This is a genomic window from Streptosporangium sp. NPDC053982, from assembly GCF_055585205.1.
Genome location: NZ_JBVJKQ010000009.1, coordinates 126,927 through 143,902 on the forward strand (window position 1 = coordinate 126,927; position 16,976 = coordinate 143,902).

The following is a 16,976-nucleotide window of genomic DNA, read 5'->3' on the forward strand; positions in this document are numbered from 1 at the left end:
GGTCGCCACCGGCTCACCGCCGGGGTGCCACCGGCACGGCTACCGGTACGGGCGGAAGGTCGCGGGGCCGGGCCGCTCCAGGGTCAGGGCGTACTCGTCGTGCGGGTAGCGGTGGTCGTCCGGGCGGACCCGGACCTCCCCGGCGGCGGCCTCCAGGATGACGCAGCGGTACCACTCGCCGTCCCGCAGGAACTCCCAGTGCCCCATGAGCACCTCCAGCCCGGACCGCCGGACCTCCTCGTCGGCCTGGTCCTCGGACCCGGTCTCGCCGAGGGGGTAGCCGAACACGGTCAGCGGCTCCCAGCCGTCGCCGTTCTGCCGCAGGTAGCCCAGGAGGGCGCCGTCGTCGTCGCGTCTGATCTCTCTCACGGTTGACACCATATACAAACTTGAATACAAACTTGTATATGTCCTCCACCCGCGTTCTCCTGCTCGGCGTGCTGCTCGACGGCCCGCTCCACGGCTACGAGGTACGGCGCCGCCTCGAAGTCATGGGCACCCACCACTGGGCCAACGTGGCCTACGGCTCGATCTACCACGGGCTGGCCAAGATGGCCGACGAGGGCCTGCTGGAGCGGGCGGAGGAGGGCAGGGGCGGCAGGACCGTCTACGCGATCACCGAGACCGGCCGGGAGGAGTTCAACCGCCTGCTGCTGTCGAACTGGTGGGAGATCAAGCCGATCGTCGACCCGTTCCAGGTGGCGCTCACCTTCATGGACCGGCTGGCGCCGGCCGAACTGACCTCGGCGCTGGACGCCAGGGCCGCCCAGCTCCGGTTCTCCGTCGAGATGGTCCGGCGGGCGATGGGCGGCAAGCAGGCCTACGGCGCTCCCCCGCACATCGACGAGTGCCTGCGGCTGAACCTCCTCCAGCTCCAGGCCCAGCTCACCTGGGTGGAGGAGGCCGCCGAGAAGGTCAGGAACGGCGAGTTGCCCTGAAAAACCGGTTGAGCCTCACCCCACCGGAGGGTTCACCCTCTTCTTGGGACGCGCCGTGAAACGTCCTGGCGCGCCTTCCGGACCTTCCAGCCACGCCCTCCGGAAGGGCACGTCCCTGCGTTCGCCACTCTTCTCCGGCGAACACCCCGGAGCACCGCACGACCCCCCATCCCCGAACGGAGAATCATGATCATTGAGGCGCAGGGGCTGCGCAAGACCTTCACCGCCCGGCGCGGGCGCGGCAAGGCCGAGGAGGTGGAGGCCGTCCGGGGCATCGACCTGAGCGTCGGCGAGGGCGAGATCTTCGCCGCGCTCGGCCCCAACGGCGCGGGCAAGACCACCACGGTCCGGATGCTCGCCACCTTCACCGTCCCCACCGCCGGGACCGCCCGGGTCGCCGGACACGACGTGGTCACCGAGGCGGCCAAGGTCCGCGAGCGGATCGGCTACGTCAGCCAGGCCGGCGGCGTGGACGACAACGCCCCCGGCCTGGAGAGCCTGGTGCTGGCCGCCCGCCTCGCGGGGGCCTCCCGCAGGGACGCGCTGGCCCGCGCCGGCGAACTGCTGGAGACCTTCAGTCTGACCGAGGTCGCGAACCGCCCGGCGCGGACCCTCTCCGGCGGGCAGAAGCGCCGCTTCGCCCTGGCCATCGGCCTGGTCAACCGGCCGCCGCTGGTCTTCCTGGACGAGCCCACCACCGGACTGGACCCGCAGAACCGCGCCAACCTGTGGGACGAGATCCGCGCCCTGCGCGACGCGGGCACCAGCGTGCTGCTGACCACCCACTACCTCGACGAGGCCGACGCGCTGTGCGACCGGCTGGTCATCATCGACCACGGCCGGATCGTCGCCGAGGGCACCCCCGCCGGGCTGAAGAAGGAGGTCGCGGGCGACGTCGTCACCCTGCGGACCGGCGACCCGGCCGCGGCCCGGGAACTGCTGGCCGCGCAGCCGTACATCGCCGAGACGCGTCTGGAGGGGGAGGTCCTGCGCGCCTACCTCGACGACGGCGAGCACAGCCTGCCCGCGCTGCTGCGCGCCCTGGAGTCCGGAGGCGTGACGATCGGCTCCATCTCCCTCGACCGGGCCACGCTCGACGACGTCTTCCTCAAGCACACCGGCCGCTCCCTGCGCGACGCCGCCTGACACCCGCCGCCCGGCCGTCACCGCACGACGCCACCCGGCACCCGCCGCCCGGCCGTGCGGCCTCCGACCCCCGACCCCCGACCGAAGAAGGAACCCCCCGATGCTCCGGCACACCATGCTCTTTCTGGGCTACGAACTCGGCAACCTCCGCCGCAACCCCGCCTGGCCCCTGCTCGGCATCATGCAGCCCGTCCTCTACCTGCTGCTGTTCGCCCCGCTGCTGACCAAACTGACCCCGGGCGGGACGCTGTCCGAGGCCCTGGTCGTGTTCACCCCCGCCGCCCTGGTGATGATCGCCCTGTTCGGCTCGATGTTCACCGGGTTCGGCATGATCAACGAGACCCGCAACGGGGTGCTGGAGCGGCTGGCGGTCAGCCGGGCGTGGCGGCCCTCGATCGTCCTCGGCAGGGTCGCCAAGGACATGATCATGCTGGTCCTGCAGTCGCTCCTGGTCCTCGGCGTGGCCGCGCTGATGGGCCTGCGGATCTCCCTGGCCGCGATGGGCCTCATGCTGCTGCTCATGGCCGTCACCGGTCTGTTCGCCGCGAACCTGTCGTACGGCCTGGCGCTGTCGATCCGCGACGAGAACGGCATGTCGCAGATCGTGCAGTTCTTCCTCCTGCCGCTGATGCTGCTGTCCGGCCTGATGCTGCCGATCTCCCTCGGCCCGGACTGGATGCAGGCGGCCGCGAAGTTCAACCCGCTGTACTACGCGGTCGAGGCGGGCCGGGCGCTGTTCGCGGGGGACTTCTCCAGCGGCACGATCCCGACCGCCTTCGCGCTGTTCCTGGTCCTGGGCGTCCTCACCCTGACCTGGTCGGTCCGCTCGCTGCGCAAGCTGGCCGGCTGACCCGCGCAGCCCGCTCCCCCGGCCCCGGCGCCCGCCCGCTCCCCGGTCCTCCCGCGACCCCGGCTCCCGCCTCCCGGTGGCGGGGCCGGGGAGGTGGTGGAGCCGGGGAGGTGGTGGGGCCGGGCGACGGGCCGGGGTCTGGGAGGCCGTGGGGCCGTCACTCGACGAAGACCCCGCCCTGGTCGGTCATCCGCTCGTACTCCTCCAGGCGGGCCTGGGTGCGCAGCGGCGCGGCGTCGGCCATGGCCTCCACCAGCACCATGGCCAGGGCGAGCGGTGCCGCGTGCGAGTCGAACACCAGCCGCTCGCCGACCGGCGCGTCCAGCAGGACGTCGGCCTCGAACGGCACGTCGCGCCGGTCGGTGATCACCGCGGTCCGCAGGCCCAGCTCGCGTGCCTGGTTCAGGGCGGCGACCGCCTCGGCGGGGTAGCGGGGCAGGACCACCGCGACCAGCCAGCCCGCCCCGGCCCGGCGCGCGGCGTGCAGGCCGTCGGCCAGCTCGGAGCCGCCGTGGACCATCAGGCGGACGTCGGGGTGGATGCGGCGGGCGAAGTAGGCGAACGTGGTGGCCAGCCCGCTGGAGACGCGCAGCCCCAGCACGGGCAGCGGCTCGCACCCGGCGAGCGCGGCGCCCAGCTCGGCGACCGGCGACGGGTCGGCCAGGCCCTCGCGCACGCCGCGCAGGTTGCCGATCTCGACGTCGATGGCGGTCTGCAGATCGTTGGCGTTCCGCGGGTCGCCGGCGCGCGGCGGGACCCGGTCGCCCACCACGAGGGGCCGCAGCGCCTGCCGCAGCTCGGGATACCCGGCGAAGCCGAGCCCGACGGCGAACCTGGTGACCGACGGCTGGCTCACCCCGGCCCGGTCGGCCAGTTCCACGCTGGACAGGAAGATCGCCTCGTCCAGGTGGTCGCCGAGGTAACGGGCGATCCGCCGCTGCACGGGCGACAGCCGCCGGCCTTCAAGAAGTCGATCGAGTCCGTGCCCCACGTCCCCTCCAACCGCCGGGCCGCGCACGGGCATTCCCGCACCCGCCGCGCATCCGGTGTGCGTCCACCGCGCGTCCGGCACGTGACCGCCGCACGACCGGCGCGTACCCGCCCGGACGGGACCCGTACGCGCCCTGGCCGGCGGGCCCGGTTCTCCGGCGGGCCCGGCCGTCGGACGGGCCCGGCTGCCAGGCGGGCCCGCCCGTGTTCCGGCGCGGGCCCTCGGGCCCGCAGGCCGGTCAGGACTCGCGCATCGGGACGCGGACGCCGCGCTCCTCCGCCACCGTGACGGCCTCGTCGTAGCCGGCGTCGACGTGGCGCATCACACCGGTCCCGGGGTCGTTGGTCAGGACCCGGTTCAGCTTCTCCGCGCCGAGCCGGGTGCCGTCGGCGACGGTGACCTGACCGGCGTGGATCGACCGGCCGATGCCGACGCCGCCGCCGTGGTGGATGGAGACCCACGCGGCGCCGGAGGCGACGTTGAGCATGGCGTTCAGCAGCGGCCAGTCGGCGATCGCGTCGGAGCCGTCCGCCATGCCCTCGGTCTCCCGGTACGGCGACGCCACCGACCCGCAGTCGAGGTGGTCGCGGCCGATGACCAGCGGCGCCTCGATCTCCCCCGAGGCCACCATGTCGTTGAACCGCTCCCCGGCCAGGTGACGTTCGCCGTACCCGAGCCAGCAGATCCGGGCGGGCAGCCCCTGGAAGTGGACCCTCTCCCCGGCCATCCTGATCCAGCGGGCCAGCGGCTCGTTGTCGGGGAACAGGTCCAGGATCGCCCGGTCGGTCCTGGCGATGTCGGCGGGGTTCCCCGACAGCGCGGCCCAGCGGAACGGACCTCTGCCCTCGCAGAACAGCGGCCGGATGTAGGCGGGCACGAAGCCGGGGAAGTCGAAGGCACGCTCGAAGCCGGCCAGCTTCGCCTCGCCCCGGATGGAGTTGCCGTAGTCGAAGACCTCGGCGCCGGCGTCCTGGAAGCCGACCATGGCCTCGACGTGCCGGGCCATGGACTCGCGGGCCCTGCGGGTGAAGCCTGCCGGGTCCTTGTCGCGCTCGGCGGCCATGTCCTCGAAGGCCATGCCGGACGGCAGGTACATCAGCGGGTCGTGCGCCGACGTCTGGTCGGTGACGACGTCGATCTCGGCGCCTCGGCGCAGCAGCTCGGGGAAGGCGTCGGCGGCATTGGCCTCGACCCCGATGCTGAGCGGCTCGCGCCGGTCGCGGGCGTCGTAGGCCAGGCGCAGCGCCTCGTCGAGGTCGGCGGCGCGGACGTCCAGGTAGCGGTGCTCGATGCGGCGGTCGATGGACCGGGGGTCGCAGTCGACGCAGATCACCACGCCGCCGTTCATCGTCACGGCCAGCGGCTGGGCGCCGCCCATACCGCCGAGCCCGGCGGTCAGCGTGATCGTCCCGGCGAGCGAGCCGCCGAACCGCTTGGCGGCGACGGCGGCGAAGGTCTCGTAGGTGCCCTGCAGGATGCCCTGGGTGCCGATGTAGATCCAGGAGCCGGCCGTCATCTGCCCGTACATGGTCAGGCCCGCGGCCTCCAGGCGGCGGAACTCCTCCCAGTTCGCCCAGTCGGGCACCAGGTTGGAGTTGGCGATGAGGACCCGAGGCGCCCACTCGTGGGTGCGGAACACCCCGACCGGGCGGCCGGACTGCACCAGCAGCGTCTCGTCACCCTCCAACGTGGTCAGGGTGCGGACGATCGCGTCGAAGGAGCGCCAGTCGCGCGCGGCCCGCCCCGAACCGCCGTAGACGACGAGCTGCTCGGGATGCTCGGCCACCTCCGGGTCCAGATTGTTCTGGATCATGCGGAGCGCCGCCTCCTGCGGCCATCCCCTGGCGGTGAGCGTGGTGCCGCGTGGGGCGCGCACGGTCCGGCTGCCGGTCATGACCGAGCCTCCTCATCGTCATGAATGAATGCATTCATATTTGTCACCCGGAGGCCACGGGTCAACCCGGCGCGGCAGGTCCGGTCCGGGAGACCCGGTCCGGGAGACCCGATGTGCGAGGCCGTGTGCGGGGCCCGCCCGGGAGGGTGTGTGCGGGGCCCGGTGCGGGAGGGTGTGTGCGGGGCCCGGTGCGGGAGGGCGTCCCGGCCGCCGCCGGGACGCCCTCCGTTTCCGGCCGTCCTCCGGCCCCCGCCCTGACCCTAGTCCCGCACGGACTGGGCGAAGAGGAGTGAGCCGGGGAGCGCCCACGGGACGCTCCGAATTGCGAAGAAGAGGCTCCGCACAGGCCAGGTGCCCGCTTTCCGGAGCGGCGAATCAGCGGGAAGCCGGGTCTTCCGAAGTATCTCGCCACCCGCTACGCAGATTTTCCGCAATCCCCGCCGAAGGCTTGAGGCGGTCACCCGGGGGGATGGTGACGGTCAGGGGGCCCGCCGAGTACCGGAAAGCGCCAGGAGGGGGACCGGCATGAAGGACGCGGACGATGTGAACCTGCCCGGCGGTTCGGACATGACAGGGGTGTCGGGTGACGCGGCGGACATCGGCCCGTCCGCCGACGCGAACCTGACCGCGGAACAGGCCGCGGTCTTCAGGGCGGTCTCGGAGCTGGAGAGCTCCGGCGGACCGGGACACGTGGCGGAGATCGCACGGGTGACGGGGTTGGACCCCGGGCGCGTCGAGGAGGTGCTGGCGGAGCTCATCGGAGGGCCCGGCCTGGTCGTCGCCGCCACCGACCCCTGGCACTCCGAGCTCGGGCCCCGCTACCAGGTGCAGAGCCTGGACTGACGGCGGCGCAGGGCGCCGGCGCTCCACGGCCCGGAGGGGGAGCACGGGCCGCGGAGCGCCGGCGCCCGGCGCCGCCGGGCGGAGGCGGGTGTCAGCCGCGGCGGGCGGCGCCGTACTCCCTGCGCATCTCGGCCACGGTGTCCAGGATCTCGTCCTGGGTCTTGAGGAGCCTGGCCTCGGCCTCCTCGGTCCGCCCCTCGGCGGCGAGCCGCCGGTCGCCGACCCGGCCGCCGAGCTTCCGCTTGGCCTTCGCCTTCATCTCACGCAGATTGAGCTTCTCGACCAGACCCACGATCCACACTCCTTCGGCAGGCAGGCCCTTCAGCTTCCCGGGGAGCGGCCGGATATGCCTGCCGGACCACGAATCGGCCCGTGCTGGCACTGAAGCGGTCCGCCGCCCGGCTCTGGCACGGCGGGCGACGGGCGACGGAGGGCAGGCGGCAGGCGGCGGGCGGCGGACCGCTTCGGGCGTCGAGGACCGCCGTCCGGCGCCCCTTGCACACCAGGTCGCGCACGGGCGAGACTTTCGCGGCGGAGATCCACATGTTCGGCCGTCCGACGCCGGACGGCCTCCCCGAGGATCAGCCGATGTCGGGGAGGTCGGCCGACTCGGCGCCGTACTCGGCGTCGCCGTCCTCCGGGCGGCGGAGCTTGACGTCCTCCACCCAGGCGGCGCAGTACCGGCGGATCGCGGCGGTCTCCTCCGCGGTCAGGCCATAGGCCTCGAAGTCCTCGTCGGCGATCAGCTCGACGAACTCCAGGCGCATCACCAGCTCGGCGAGCGAGAACTCCTCGTTGTGCAGGCGGGCGAGGCCCTCCAGGTCGCGGAAGCCGTACAGGTGGGAGACCGAGACGACGTCGATGACGTCGCGGGCGAGGCTGCGCTCGTGCAGGGCCCGCATCTTCAGGCCGACCGCGTCGTCCAGGGAGACCACGGACACGTCGCCGACGACCACGGGCCCGCGCTGGAGCGCCTCCCTGAGCAGGTCGAACTCGCAGCTCTGCTCGGTCACCGGGTCGCTCACCACCAGCCGCGCCATCCGGGGCCCGGACTCCACCACGGTGGCGTCCAGCCCGGCCTCCCGGAACGTGTCGGCGACCGCGCCGGCCACCTCGGGCAGCGGCGTCTCGGCGGCGGTCGCGAAGTCGAGGTCGTTGCTCGGGCGTTCGGTGAGGCCGTGGGCGTTCATGGCGTAGCCGCCGGCCAGCACGAGGCCGAACCGGTCGCAGACCGGCAGGACGGCCTGGAGCATCCGTTCCTGCAACGGGGGCAGTCGTATCGCGTCCACCCTGCTCACTCCCACCTGGCTCGCGCTCGTCCCAACGCGGAGATCTTGCCCTCCCAGGCTCCGCGGTAACTCGGCCCGAGGCCACGGCGCAGCAGGGGCCAGTCGGCGAGGAGGATCCCGGCGTTGAGGTACGCCTCGGCGTCCTCGCGCCCGCCGCCGGTGATGACCGTCCGGTAAAGGCTCATCCGCAGCAGCCGGTTCCCCAGGTCGAACTCGGTCAGGCCCGACCAGGCCAGGTGGACGGGCAGGCTGACCACCCCGGTGGCGGGGCCGCGCAGGTCGGCGAGGGAGTCGGGCACCCGGTGCGCCACGCCCTCCCAGCGGGACGGAAGTCCGCTCACGGCCGGGTCACTCCCGGCTCGCGGTGTGCTCACGGCCGTCCCGGCCCGCGGCGCCCTCATGGCGTCCCCGGCCCGTGGTGTGCCCGCGGTCGTCCCGGCTCTGCTCGCGGCCGTCCCGGCCCGCGGCGCCCTCGTGGTGTCCCCGGCCCGTGGCACGTTCCCGGCCCGTGACGCGCTCCTGACCCGCAGGGTGCTCGTGGCGCTCCTGGAGCCTGACCAGGCGGCGGGTGGAGGGCAGGTCGTGCCGGCCGGAGACGAACTCCTGGAAGGCGATCTTCGCCTGGATGACCGGTCGCCGCCAGCGCCTCTCCCGGTGCACCGCCGTGGCCATCTTCCGGGGCCGGGGCCGCCGGGAGCCGGGCGCCATGAACCAGTGCGCCCACGGCGAGCCCGGACGGGCCAGCCGTAACGCGCCCACGATCAGCAGCGGCGGCAGGAACAGACCGGCCAGGCCGGTCCAGATCTTCCCCTTGAGGAGGGTGACCACGGCCAGCGCGAGGTTCGCCACGATGACGCCGGCGGTGAGCCACGCCCCACGCGGCGTGCCGTCGGAGTTCTCCCAGACCAGCGGGCGCAGACCGGTGAGGAGCAGGCCGGTGATCGCGATCGCGGTGAACACCGCGTCCACCGACGCCCGCCCCTCCTCCTCCCAGTAGACGTCGCGAAGGTGCAGGATCAGCGCGAACTCGTCCAGTATCAGGGCGGCCCCCGCCCCGAACACGGCGGCCGTCACGGCGTACCAGCCCTGGGAGAGGCCCGAGACGACCAGCCCCGCCACCCCGCCCAGCAGGGTCAGCACCACGCCGAACACCACGTGGTGGATGTGCATGTCACCGACGCTGACGTTCCCGAACCAGCCGATCTTCGCCCGGATCAGCCGGACGTTGATCCTGGTCAGCACGAACGCGGCGATCAGCGCGACGAAGAAGCAGAACAGCGGCAGCCGTCCCGTCTCAAGGATCCTCTCGCGGAAGAAGTCGTCCATCGATTCATCAGATTATGCAAGGAACCCATGCGACACGGCCGCCCCGCCGTACGGCCGGGCGGAGACGGACGTTTCCCCGCGAGTCCCCCGCGAGCCCCCGTGAGTCCCCGGTGAGTTCCCGGTGAGTCCCCGTGAGGGATTTCGCTCGGCGGGTGCCGCCGGTTAGGCTGGCCACGGCACCGATGAACCCGTGCGGGAGAGAGTCCTGACATCCAGGCCAGGACCCCTGAAGGAGCAAGCCCTCCCCGCGAACCTCTCAAGGCAAAGGACCGTGCGGGTAGGTGACCTCTGGAAAGCAGGCCGTACGGCCTCGCCGAAGGTGAAAGTCCGGCAAAAATCGGGCGAAGCTCTCAGGCAACGATGACAGAGGGGGAGGATGCTCTCATCCGTCCCCTGCCTGAGGTGCGAACATGTCACGACCCACGCCGCTGCGCGGTGTCCACGAGGCTCTCGGCGCCACCCTGACCGACTTCGCGGGGTGGCTGATGCCGCTGCGTTACGGCAGCGAGTCCGCCGAGCACAACGCTGTCCGCCAGGCGGCGGGCCTGTTCGACCTCTCCCACATGGGTGAGATCTTCGTGACCGGCCCGCAGGCGGGTGAGGCCCTCGACTACGCGCTGGTCGGCCACCTGTCGGCGCTGGAGCCGGGCCGCGCCCGCTACACCATGATCGTCTCGCCGGACGGCGGCGTGCTGGACGACCTGATCGTCTACCGCCTGGCCGCCGACGAGTTCATGGTCGTCGCCAACGCGTCCAACTACCCCCGGGTCGCCGCCGAGCTGACCGATCGGGCCAAGGACTTCGACGCCGCGGTGGACGACCGCTCCGAGGAGTACGCGCTGGTCGCGGTGCAGGGCCCGAACTCGCGCGCCATCCTCGGCGGGCTCACGGACGCCGACCTCGACGGCCTGAGGTACTACGCCGGCCTGCCCGCGACCGTCGCCGGGGTCCGGGCGCTCATCGCCCGCACCGGCTACACCGGCGAGGACGGCTTCGAGCTGTTCGTCGCCGCCGGTGACGCCGAGGCGCTGTGGTCGGCGCTGACCGAGGCGGGCGCCCCGCACGGTCTCATCCCCGCGGGCCTGTCCGCCCGCGACACCCTCCGCCTGGAGGCGGGCATGCCGCTGTACGGCAACGAGCTGACGTCCGGGCTGACCCCGTTCGACGCCGGGCTCGGCCGTGTGGTGAGGTTTGACAAACCGGGCGACTTCGTCGGCCGGGCCGCCCTGGAGCCTCTCAGGGACGTCCCGCCCGCGCGCCGCCTGGTCGGACTGATCGCGACCGGCCGCAGGGTGCCCCGCCACGGCTACCCGGTGGTCGTCGCCGGTGACGGCGCCGTCGTCGGCGAGGTGACCAGCGGAGCCCCGTCCCAGACCCTGGGCAGGCCCATCGCCATGGCCTACGTGGACGGTGACCGTTCCGAGGGTCTGGCCGTGAGCATCCGGGGTACCCATGAAGCGGTCGAGGTCGTCGACCTGCCTTTCTACAGGAGGAAAAAGTGAGCAGCATTCCCGATGACCTGCAGTACACCAAGGAGCACGAGTGGGTCGCGGGCATCGACGACGGCCTGACCCTCACCGTGGGCGTCACGGCCTACGCCGCCGAGTCGCTCGGTGACGTGGTCTACGTGCAGGTCCCCGAGGTCGGCTCCACCGTCGCCGCGGGTGACGCGGTCGGCGAGGTCGAGTCCACCAAGTCGGTGAGCGACATCTTCGCCCCGGTGGGCGGCGAGATCGTCGAGGTCAACGACCTGGTCGTGGACGACCCGTCGCTGGTCAACAGCGACCCCTACGGCGAGGGCTGGCTCTTCCGCGTCCGTATGGAGGGCCGGCCCGAGGACCTCCTGTCCGCCGAGGAGTACGGCGTGCTCACCTCCGGTGAGTCCTGACCTCCTCCCAACAGTGCCGTGACCATGCGGGCCATGGGGGCTCGCGTGGTCGCGGCGACGCAAGCAAGGACCAGATCAATGGCGATCAGCGTCTTCGATCTCTTCAAGATCGGTATCGGCCCGTCCAGTTCGCACACCGGGGGCCCGATGGCCGCGGCGCACAGGTTCGCCCGCGGCCTCGCCCAGGACGGGCTGCTGGAGAAGACCGCGAGGGTCGAGGCGATCCTGTACGGCTCGCTCGGGCTGACCGGCAAGGGCCACGGCAGTGACAAGGCCGTCCTGCTCGGCCTGTCGGGTGAGAAGCCCGAGCTGGTGGACGTCGACACCGTCGACGAGCGGCTGGCCGCCATGCGCGAGAGCGGGACCGTCCGGTTGTACGGCGCGCACGAGATCCCCTTCGTGATCGGCGAGGACCTCGTCTTCGAACGGAAGATCTCGCTGCCGCACCACCCCAACGGCATGCGCTTCACCGCCTTCTCCGAGTCGGGTGACCCGCTCCGTGAGAAGGTCTACTACTCGGTGGGCGGCGGGTTCGTGGTGGACGAGAACGCCACCGGTGCCGACCGGATCAAGCCCGACGACACCGCGGTGCCGTACCCCTTCACGACCGGTGCCGAGCTGCTGGCGCACTGCGCCGAGACCGGCCTGTCGATCTCCGGGCTGATGATGGAGAACGAGAAGGCGTTCGGCCGCTCCGCGCAGGAGATCCGCGACGACCTGCTGAACCTGTGGCGCGTCATGAGCGAGTGCGTGCGGCGCGGCATCGACAAGGAGGGCGTGCTGCCCGGCGGGCTGAAGGTCCGCCGCCGGGCCCACCAGCTCCACCGGCGGCTCAGCGGCGAGTCGTCCGGGCAGGACCCGCTGCAGGCGATGGACTGGGTCACGTTGTTCGCGCTGGCGGTGAACGAGGAGAACGCGGCCGGCGGCCGGATCGTCACCGCCCCGACGAACGGCGCGGCGGGCATCATCCCGGCCGTGCTCACCTACTACCACCGGTTCACGCCGACGCCCGGCGAGGACGGCGTGGTGCGCTTCCTGCTGACCGCCGGGGCGATCGGCGTGCTGTTCAAGGAGAACGCCTCCATCTCCGGCGCCGAGGTCGGCTGCCAGGGCGAGGTCGGGTCGGCCTGCTCGATGGCCGCGGCCGGGCTCACCGAGGCGCTGGGCGGCACCCCGGAGCAGGTGGAGAACGCAGCCGAGATCGGCATCGAGCACAACCTCGGCCTGACCTGCGATCCGATCGGCGGACTGGTGCAGATCCCGTGCATCGAGCGCAACGCGGTGGCCTCGATCAAGGCGATCACCGCCGCCCGGATCGCGCTGCGCGGCGACGGCCGGCACTTCGTCCCGCTGGACAAGGCGATCAAGACGATGCGCGACACCGGCCGGGACATGCTCGACAAGTACAAGGAGACCAGCCGCGGCGGCCTCGCGGTGAACGTCATCGAGTGCTGAGCCGCCACCGCAGGCCGCGCGCACGTCTCCGCAGGTCACCGTGCGGGAAGGTCTCCGGCGCATGACCATCGAATCATCAGAATCGGCAGAATCAGCGCAAAAGCCGCCTTTCCGCACCTGATCTCCGCCGGGCGGCCTATGCTGGTTGGCTCGTCGCGGAGGTTCCGGCCGCAGGAGCCTTCCACCCGAGATGGACCCGGAGGTCGGAAGGTGTCAGCGGGAGTACGTCCGGACCGCCGTTCCCCGCGCCTTCTCCGCCTTCTCGGCGCCCACTGGGTCTTCCTGGCCGCCCTGCTCGCCGGGGGCGCGCTGCGGGCCCTGGCCGTGCTCGGCTACCGCCCGGCCCTGTGGTTCTGGGCCGACTCCTTCGTCTACCTCAACGGCGGCCTCGACCCGCGGCCCATGGAGTCGCGGCCCTCGGGATACTCGCTGTTCCTGTGGCTGCTGCACCCCCTGTCCAGCGTGCCGGCCGTCGTCGTCGTCCAGCACCTCCTCGGCCTGGCCACGGCGGTCTGCGTCTACCTCGTGCTGCGCCGCCCCGGCGGCCTGCCCGGCTGGGGCGCCACGCTCGCCGCCCTGCCGGTCCTGCTGGACGTCCACCAGGTCCAGCTCGAACACCTCGTCATGGCCGACTCCCTGATGGAGTTCCTCGCGGTGCTGGCCGTCACGCTGCTGCTGCGGCGGGAGCGGCCGGGCGTCCCGGCCGCCCTGTTCGCCGGACTGCTGCTGGCCGCGGCGACCGTCACCCGGACGATCGGCCTGCCGCTGACCGCCGTCGTCCTCGTCTGCCTGGTGATCCGCCGGGCCGGCTGGCGGGCGGTCACCGCCACCGCCGTGGCCGCCGCGCTGGGCCTGGGCGCCTACGCCGCCTGGTTCCACTCCGAGTACGGTTCCTACGGGCTGACCCGTGGCAACGCCTTCCTGTACGCGCGCACGCTCACCTTCGCCGACTGCCCGAAGATCAGACCGGCCGGTCCGGAGGCCGTCCTGTGCCCGGACGAGCCGGTGAGCGAGCGCAAGGCCCCACCGGCGTACATCTGGGACGGCTCCTCCCCGCTGAACGAGATCGAGGGGAGCTGGGCAGAGCGCGACCGGCTCGCCGGCGACTTCGCCGCCCAGGCCATCAGGGCCCAGCCCCTCGACTTCCTGCGCACCGGACTGGCCGACGTGGCCCACATCTTCGACTGGAACCGCCGCGTCTACCCCGCCCCCGGCCCGCAGAGCGCCTACGTCTTCCCGGAGACGGCCAGGCCCTTCCCGGAGGGCGCCGCCTCCCGGGGCCGGACGGCCGAGCAGATCACCGCCGCCTACCAGGGCGTCTCGGGCCGGCCCGTGCTGGCCGAGCCGTACGCCGGGCTGCTCCGCGACTACCAGCGGTACGGCTATCTGCGCGGCCCGTTCATCGCCGCGATCGTGCTGATCGGCCTGGTCGGCGTCCTGGCGCGCATCCGGCGGCTCGGCGGCGCCGTGCTGCTGCCGTGGGCGGCCGGCGCGACGCTGCTGGCGCTGCCGCCGTTCATCGCGGCCTTCGACCACCGGTACGTGGTGCCCGCCCTGCCGTTCGCCTGCCTGGCGGCCGGGCTGGCCTTCTCCCGGACCTCCAGGAGACCTCGTGCGGCGGATGAGGAGACCCCGGGCGCGTCCGGCCCGGAGGTGCCGGCCTTCCCCGCGCCCGGGCGGAGCGACCGGCTCGTGCATCCGATCCCGGTCGCCGCGGCGGCCGACGCGCGTCCCGGCACGTTCTTCAGCCCGTCCCGCGATGCCTACCCGAGCCTGGGAGACCGGGATCCGTGGGCGGACCGGCCGACGCCCGCCGTACCGGCCGGGTCGTGGTCCGGCGGGTCAGCGCCGTCCGACGTGCAGCCGGACGACCGCCCCGAGATCGTCGTCTCCGACCGTCCGGCGCACCTTGCCGACCGCGTCGCGGTTCAGCCGCGCGACGAGCTTCGCGAGGTCCGACGACGGCCCGCAGGTCACCGAGATCCGCAGCCGGTCGCATTTGACCCACCGGACGCGGATCCGGGCGAGCCCTTCGATTTCTTTAAGCGCAACCCCCAGCATGGCGGTCGCGCTGCCGCTCCGGCTCCCCAGGCGTCCCAGCCCCACGGCCCGGATCAGCCAGAGGATCGACAGCAGCGCCAGCGCCGTCAGTAGCAGCGCGGCCGCCCACCCCGCCCACGGATGCTCGGCCACCCGGGCGGGCAGCCCGCGGGGCAGCAGGCGCTCCCCGCGCGGCCGGGGGAGCTTGCCCTCCCCGCGCAGGAAGCCGTAGAGGCCGGCCGCGGCCAGCGCCAGCCCGACGACGGCGAGCCCGATGCGGTTGCCCCGGTACGGCCTCATCCGCGCTCTCCGTCCATCCGCCGCTCCCGTCCGCCGGACATCTAGAGTCCCCGCTTGCGGAGCCGTACCACGATCTCCCCCTCGGAGATCGCGCCCAGGCCCGCCAGCCGGTCGCCCACCACCGTGCCGACCTGGCGGAGCAGGGGGCCGGTCCGCTCGGCGCCGCTGATGACCGTGATCTCGATGTCCCGCGCGCCGAGGCGTACCCGCGCGCCGGTCACCTCGTCCACCGACTCGGCCGCCGCCCGGAGCGTACGGCGCAGCCCGCTCCTGGTCAGGCCGATGTACAGCCGCGGATCGGAGGTCTCCAGCGGCACCAGCCGGGTGCGCCCCGGCAGCAGCGCGAGGGTGAGCAGCACGGCGCCGGCCACGATCGCGCCCACCGAGACGAGGATCACGGAGGGGTCCGACCAGGCGGCGGCGCCGGGCCCGGTGGCGATCCTCCGGTACGGCACCCGCCCCAGCGGGTGGTCCGTGACCATCCCGACCGTCACCCCGGCGGCGGCCGACAACGCGGTGGACGTCATCAGGGCGACCACCACGCCGGCCGGGCTCCTCGCCGGGCGGAACAGCCGTACCGCCCGGCGGCGCGCGGCGTGCTGCTGTTCCTCGGCCGTCGTCCCCCCGAGCCCCGCCGAGGTCTCCTGAAGGCTACTCGTCACGCCCCCAGGCTTAACCGGCCGGAAGCTCCCGTGCGGGCCGCGACCTGCCATTTTCATGATCTTGTGATCGCCCTGGCGGGAGACTTTACCGCCGCCCGATGGACATGAATACTGCTCATGTTCGGCCGCGCCGGGTTATCCTGCCGTCATGGACGACCGCCAGCGCTACGACCGGGTCACCGCGCACCTGGACCCCCCGTTCGCCGTCCTCGACCTGGCGGCCATGCGCTCCAACGCGGAGAACATGGTCCGGCGGGCCGGCGGCAAGCCGATCAGGGTCGCCAGCAAGTCGATCCGCTCCCGCCCCGTCCTCGAACGGATCCTCGCCATGGACGGCTTCGCCGGGATCATGGCCTTCACCCTCCCCGAAGCCCTCTGGCTCGTCTCCACCGGACTGCGGGACGTGCTCGTGGCCTACCCCACGGCCGACCGCGCCGCGCTCGCCGAACTGGCCGCCGACGGCCGCGCGGCCCGGGAGATCACGATCATGGTCGACCACCCCGACCACCTGGACCTCGTCGAGTCGGCCGTGGCCGGCGTCCGCGACCGCCACGAGATCCGGGTCTGCCTTGACATCGACGCGGGGTTCGTCGCGTTCGGCGGCCGGCTCCGGGTCGGCGCCCGCCGCTCCACCGTCCGCGAGGCCGGCCAGGCCGCCGACCTGGCCGCCGGCATCGCCAAGCGGACCGGCTTCCGCCTCGTCGGGCTGATGGCCTACGAGTCCCAGATCGCCGGGGTCGGCGACGCCCCGCCGGGCGGCGCCGCCCGCACCCGGGCGATCCGGTGGATGCAGGCCAGGTCGCGACGCGAGCTCGTCTCCCGCCGGGGCCGCATCGTCCACGCCGTCCGCCAGGTCGCCGACCTGGAGTTCGTCAACGGCGGCGGCACCGGCAGCATCGAGAAGACCGCCCGCGAGAAGGCCGTCACCGAGGTGGCCGCCGGATCGGGCTTCTTCCACCCCCGCCTGTTCGACTTCTACCGCGGCTTCACCGGCCGGCCCGCCGCGCTGTTCGCCCTCCCGGTCGTCCGCCGCCCCGCCGCCGGCGTCGTCACCGTCCTCGGAGGCGGCTACCACGCCTCCGGCGCCCCCGGCCCCGACCGCCTCCCCCAGCCCTACCTCCCCTGCGGCCTGCGCTACGACCCCGACGAGGGCGCCGGGGAGGTCCAGACCCCCCTCCTCGGCCAGGCGGCCGAGGAGCTGCGCGTCGGCGACCGCGTATGGTTCCGCCACGCCAAGGCCGGCGAGCTGTCCGAGCGCTTCGCGAGCCTGCACCTCGTCGACGGCGAGGAGATCGTGGAGGAGGCTCCCACCTACCGCGGTGAGGGCCGGACCTTCCTCTGACGCATCCGGCCC

At 72.9% G+C, this 16,976-nt stretch carries 17 protein-coding genes and 2 riboswitches; of the genes, 9 read left to right on the forward strand and 8 right to left on the reverse strand.

Features of this window, described 5'->3' with window-relative positions; genetic code table 11:
- Positions 1–39 precede the first annotated feature (39 nt).
- Complete coding sequence (locus ACZ6W9_RS17835; RefSeq protein WP_362930630.1) at positions 40–369, reverse strand: hypothetical protein; 330 nt, start codon at positions 367–369, stop codon at positions 40–42.
- 38 nt (positions 370–407) lie between these two features.
- Between ACZ6W9_RS17835 and ACZ6W9_RS17840 the strand changes: the two genes are divergently transcribed.
- From ACZ6W9_RS17840 to ACZ6W9_RS17850, 3 genes are all read left to right on the forward strand, one after another.
- On the forward strand, positions 408–938 hold the full coding sequence (locus tag ACZ6W9_RS17840) for a PadR family transcriptional regulator (protein ID WP_389964881.1): 531 nt from the start codon (positions 408–410) through the stop codon (positions 936–938).
- Between the two features lie 186 nt (positions 939–1,124).
- Positions 1,125–2,084: an ATP-binding cassette domain-containing protein gene (locus ACZ6W9_RS17845; RefSeq protein WP_389964878.1), complete on the forward strand. Its 960-nt coding sequence runs from the start codon at positions 1,125–1,127 to the stop codon at positions 2,082–2,084.
- 100 nt (positions 2,085–2,184) lie between these two features.
- Positions 2,185–2,934: an ABC transporter permease gene (locus ACZ6W9_RS17850; RefSeq protein ID WP_362930624.1), complete on the forward strand. Its 750-nt coding sequence runs from the start codon at positions 2,185–2,187 to the stop codon at positions 2,932–2,934.
- A 157-nt stretch (positions 2,935–3,091) separates the two neighbouring features.
- On the opposite strand, the gene ACZ6W9_RS17855 is transcribed toward ACZ6W9_RS17850, so the two are convergent.
- Complete coding sequence (locus tag ACZ6W9_RS17855; protein WP_389964874.1) at positions 3,092–3,925, reverse strand: MurR/RpiR family transcriptional regulator; 834 nt, start codon at positions 3,923–3,925, stop codon at positions 3,092–3,094.
- A 238-nt stretch (positions 3,926–4,163) separates the two neighbouring features.
- On the reverse strand, positions 4,164–5,819 hold the full coding sequence (hutU, locus tag ACZ6W9_RS17860; RefSeq protein ID WP_389964871.1) for a urocanate hydratase: 1,656 nt from the start codon (positions 5,817–5,819) through the stop codon (positions 4,164–4,166).
- Between the two features lie 525 nt (positions 5,820–6,344).
- Here hutU and ACZ6W9_RS17865 point away from each other — a divergent pair.
- A complete protein-coding gene (locus tag ACZ6W9_RS17865; protein ID WP_389964868.1) occupies positions 6,345–6,662 on the forward strand; it encodes a hypothetical protein in 318 nt (105 codons plus the stop codon).
- Between the two features lie 91 nt (positions 6,663–6,753).
- Here the strand turns inward: ACZ6W9_RS17865 and ACZ6W9_RS17870 are convergent, their stop codons facing one another.
- The 4 genes from ACZ6W9_RS17870 to ACZ6W9_RS17885 form a co-directional block, all read right to left on the reverse strand.
- Positions 6,754–6,954, reverse strand: coding sequence for a hypothetical protein (locus ACZ6W9_RS17870; RefSeq protein ID WP_362930616.1), 201 nt, complete (start codon positions 6,952–6,954; stop codon positions 6,754–6,756).
- 289 nt (positions 6,955–7,243) lie between these two features.
- Positions 7,244–7,951 (reverse strand): nucleotidyl transferase AbiEii/AbiGii toxin family protein, encoded by a 708-nt coding sequence (locus ACZ6W9_RS17875; RefSeq protein WP_362930612.1) that lies wholly within the window; start codon positions 7,949–7,951, stop codon positions 7,244–7,246.
- Between the two features lie 5 nt (positions 7,952–7,956).
- On the reverse strand, positions 7,957–8,292 hold the full coding sequence (locus ACZ6W9_RS17880; protein WP_362930610.1) for a hypothetical protein: 336 nt from the start codon (positions 8,290–8,292) through the stop codon (positions 7,957–7,959).
- Positions 8,293–8,299: 7 nt separating this feature from the next.
- Positions 8,300–9,277 carry a hypothetical protein gene (locus ACZ6W9_RS17885; RefSeq protein ID WP_470118672.1) on the reverse strand — a complete coding sequence of 326 codons (978 nt, stop codon included), beginning with the start codon at positions 9,275–9,277 and terminating at the stop codon, positions 8,300–8,302.
- A gap of 183 nt (positions 9,278–9,460) precedes the next feature.
- Positions 9,461–9,559: riboswitch (glycine riboswitch) on the forward strand.
- Positions 9,560–9,654: riboswitch (glycine riboswitch) on the forward strand.
- A gap of 33 nt (positions 9,655–9,687) precedes the next feature.
- Between ACZ6W9_RS17885 and gcvT the strand changes: the two genes are divergently transcribed.
- From gcvT to ACZ6W9_RS17905, 4 genes are all read left to right on the forward strand, one after another.
- Positions 9,688–10,779, forward strand: a complete 1,092-nt coding sequence (gene gcvT / locus ACZ6W9_RS17890; RefSeq protein ID WP_389964858.1) for a glycine cleavage system aminomethyltransferase GcvT — start codon at positions 9,688–9,690, stop codon at positions 10,777–10,779.
- Positions 10,776–11,165, forward strand: coding sequence for a glycine cleavage system protein GcvH (gene gcvH, locus ACZ6W9_RS17895; RefSeq protein WP_362930604.1), 390 nt, complete (start codon positions 10,776–10,778; stop codon positions 11,163–11,165). Before gcvT ends, gcvH begins: the two co-directional genes overlap by 4 nt.
- A 78-nt stretch (positions 11,166–11,243) precedes the next feature.
- Positions 11,244–12,620, forward strand: a complete 1,377-nt coding sequence (locus ACZ6W9_RS17900; protein ID WP_389964855.1) for an L-serine ammonia-lyase — start codon at positions 11,244–11,246, stop codon at positions 12,618–12,620.
- 210 nt (positions 12,621–12,830) lie between these two features.
- Positions 12,831–14,774 carry a hypothetical protein gene (locus tag ACZ6W9_RS17905; protein ID WP_470118675.1) on the forward strand — a complete coding sequence of 648 codons (1,944 nt, stop codon included), beginning with the start codon at positions 12,831–12,833 and terminating at the stop codon, positions 14,772–14,774.
- A gap of 227 nt (positions 14,775–15,001) precedes the next feature.
- Here the strand turns inward: ACZ6W9_RS17905 and ACZ6W9_RS17910 are convergent, their stop codons facing one another.
- Positions 15,002–15,622, reverse strand: coding sequence for a DUF6286 domain-containing protein (locus ACZ6W9_RS17910; RefSeq protein WP_389964849.1), 621 nt, complete (start codon positions 15,620–15,622; stop codon positions 15,002–15,004).
- A gap of 148 nt (positions 15,623–15,770) precedes the next feature.
- Here ACZ6W9_RS17910 and ACZ6W9_RS17915 point away from each other — a divergent pair, with 148 nt between their 5' ends.
- On the forward strand, positions 15,771–16,964 hold the full coding sequence (locus ACZ6W9_RS17915) for an amino acid deaminase/aldolase (protein WP_470118677.1): 1,194 nt from the start codon (positions 15,771–15,773) through the stop codon (positions 16,962–16,964).
- Positions 16,965–16,976 lie beyond the last annotated feature (12 nt).

What these genes read in the sequence shown, in the direction of transcription:
- ACZ6W9_RS17840 (WP_389964881.1), top strand. Translation starts at nt 408, where the DNA reads ATGTCCTCCACCCGCGTTCTCCTGCTCGGCGTGCTGCTCGACGGCCCG.
- ACZ6W9_RS17845 (WP_389964878.1), top strand. Translation starts at nt 1,125, where the DNA reads ATGATCATTGAGGCGCAGGGGCTGCGCAAGACCTTCACCGCCCGGCGC.
- ACZ6W9_RS17850 (WP_362930624.1), top strand. Translation starts at nt 2,185, where the DNA reads ATGCTCCGGCACACCATGCTCTTTCTGGGCTACGAACTCGGCAACCTC.
- hutU (WP_389964871.1), bottom strand. Translation starts at nt 5,819, where the DNA reads ATGACCGGCAGCCGGACCGTGCGCGCCCCACGCGGCACCACGCTCACC.
- ACZ6W9_RS17865 (WP_389964868.1), top strand. Translation starts at nt 6,345, where the DNA reads ATGAAGGACGCGGACGATGTGAACCTGCCCGGCGGTTCGGACATGACA.
- ACZ6W9_RS17885 (WP_470118672.1), bottom strand. Translation starts at nt 9,277, where the DNA reads ATGGACGACTTCTTCCGCGAGAGGATCCTTGAGACGGGACGGCTGCCG.
- gcvT (WP_389964858.1), top strand. Translation starts at nt 9,688, where the DNA reads ATGTCACGACCCACGCCGCTGCGCGGTGTCCACGAGGCTCTCGGCGCC.
- ACZ6W9_RS17900 (WP_389964855.1), top strand. Translation starts at nt 11,244, where the DNA reads ATGGCGATCAGCGTCTTCGATCTCTTCAAGATCGGTATCGGCCCGTCC.
- ACZ6W9_RS17915 (WP_470118677.1), top strand. Translation starts at nt 15,771, where the DNA reads ATGGACGACCGCCAGCGCTACGACCGGGTCACCGCGCACCTGGACCCC.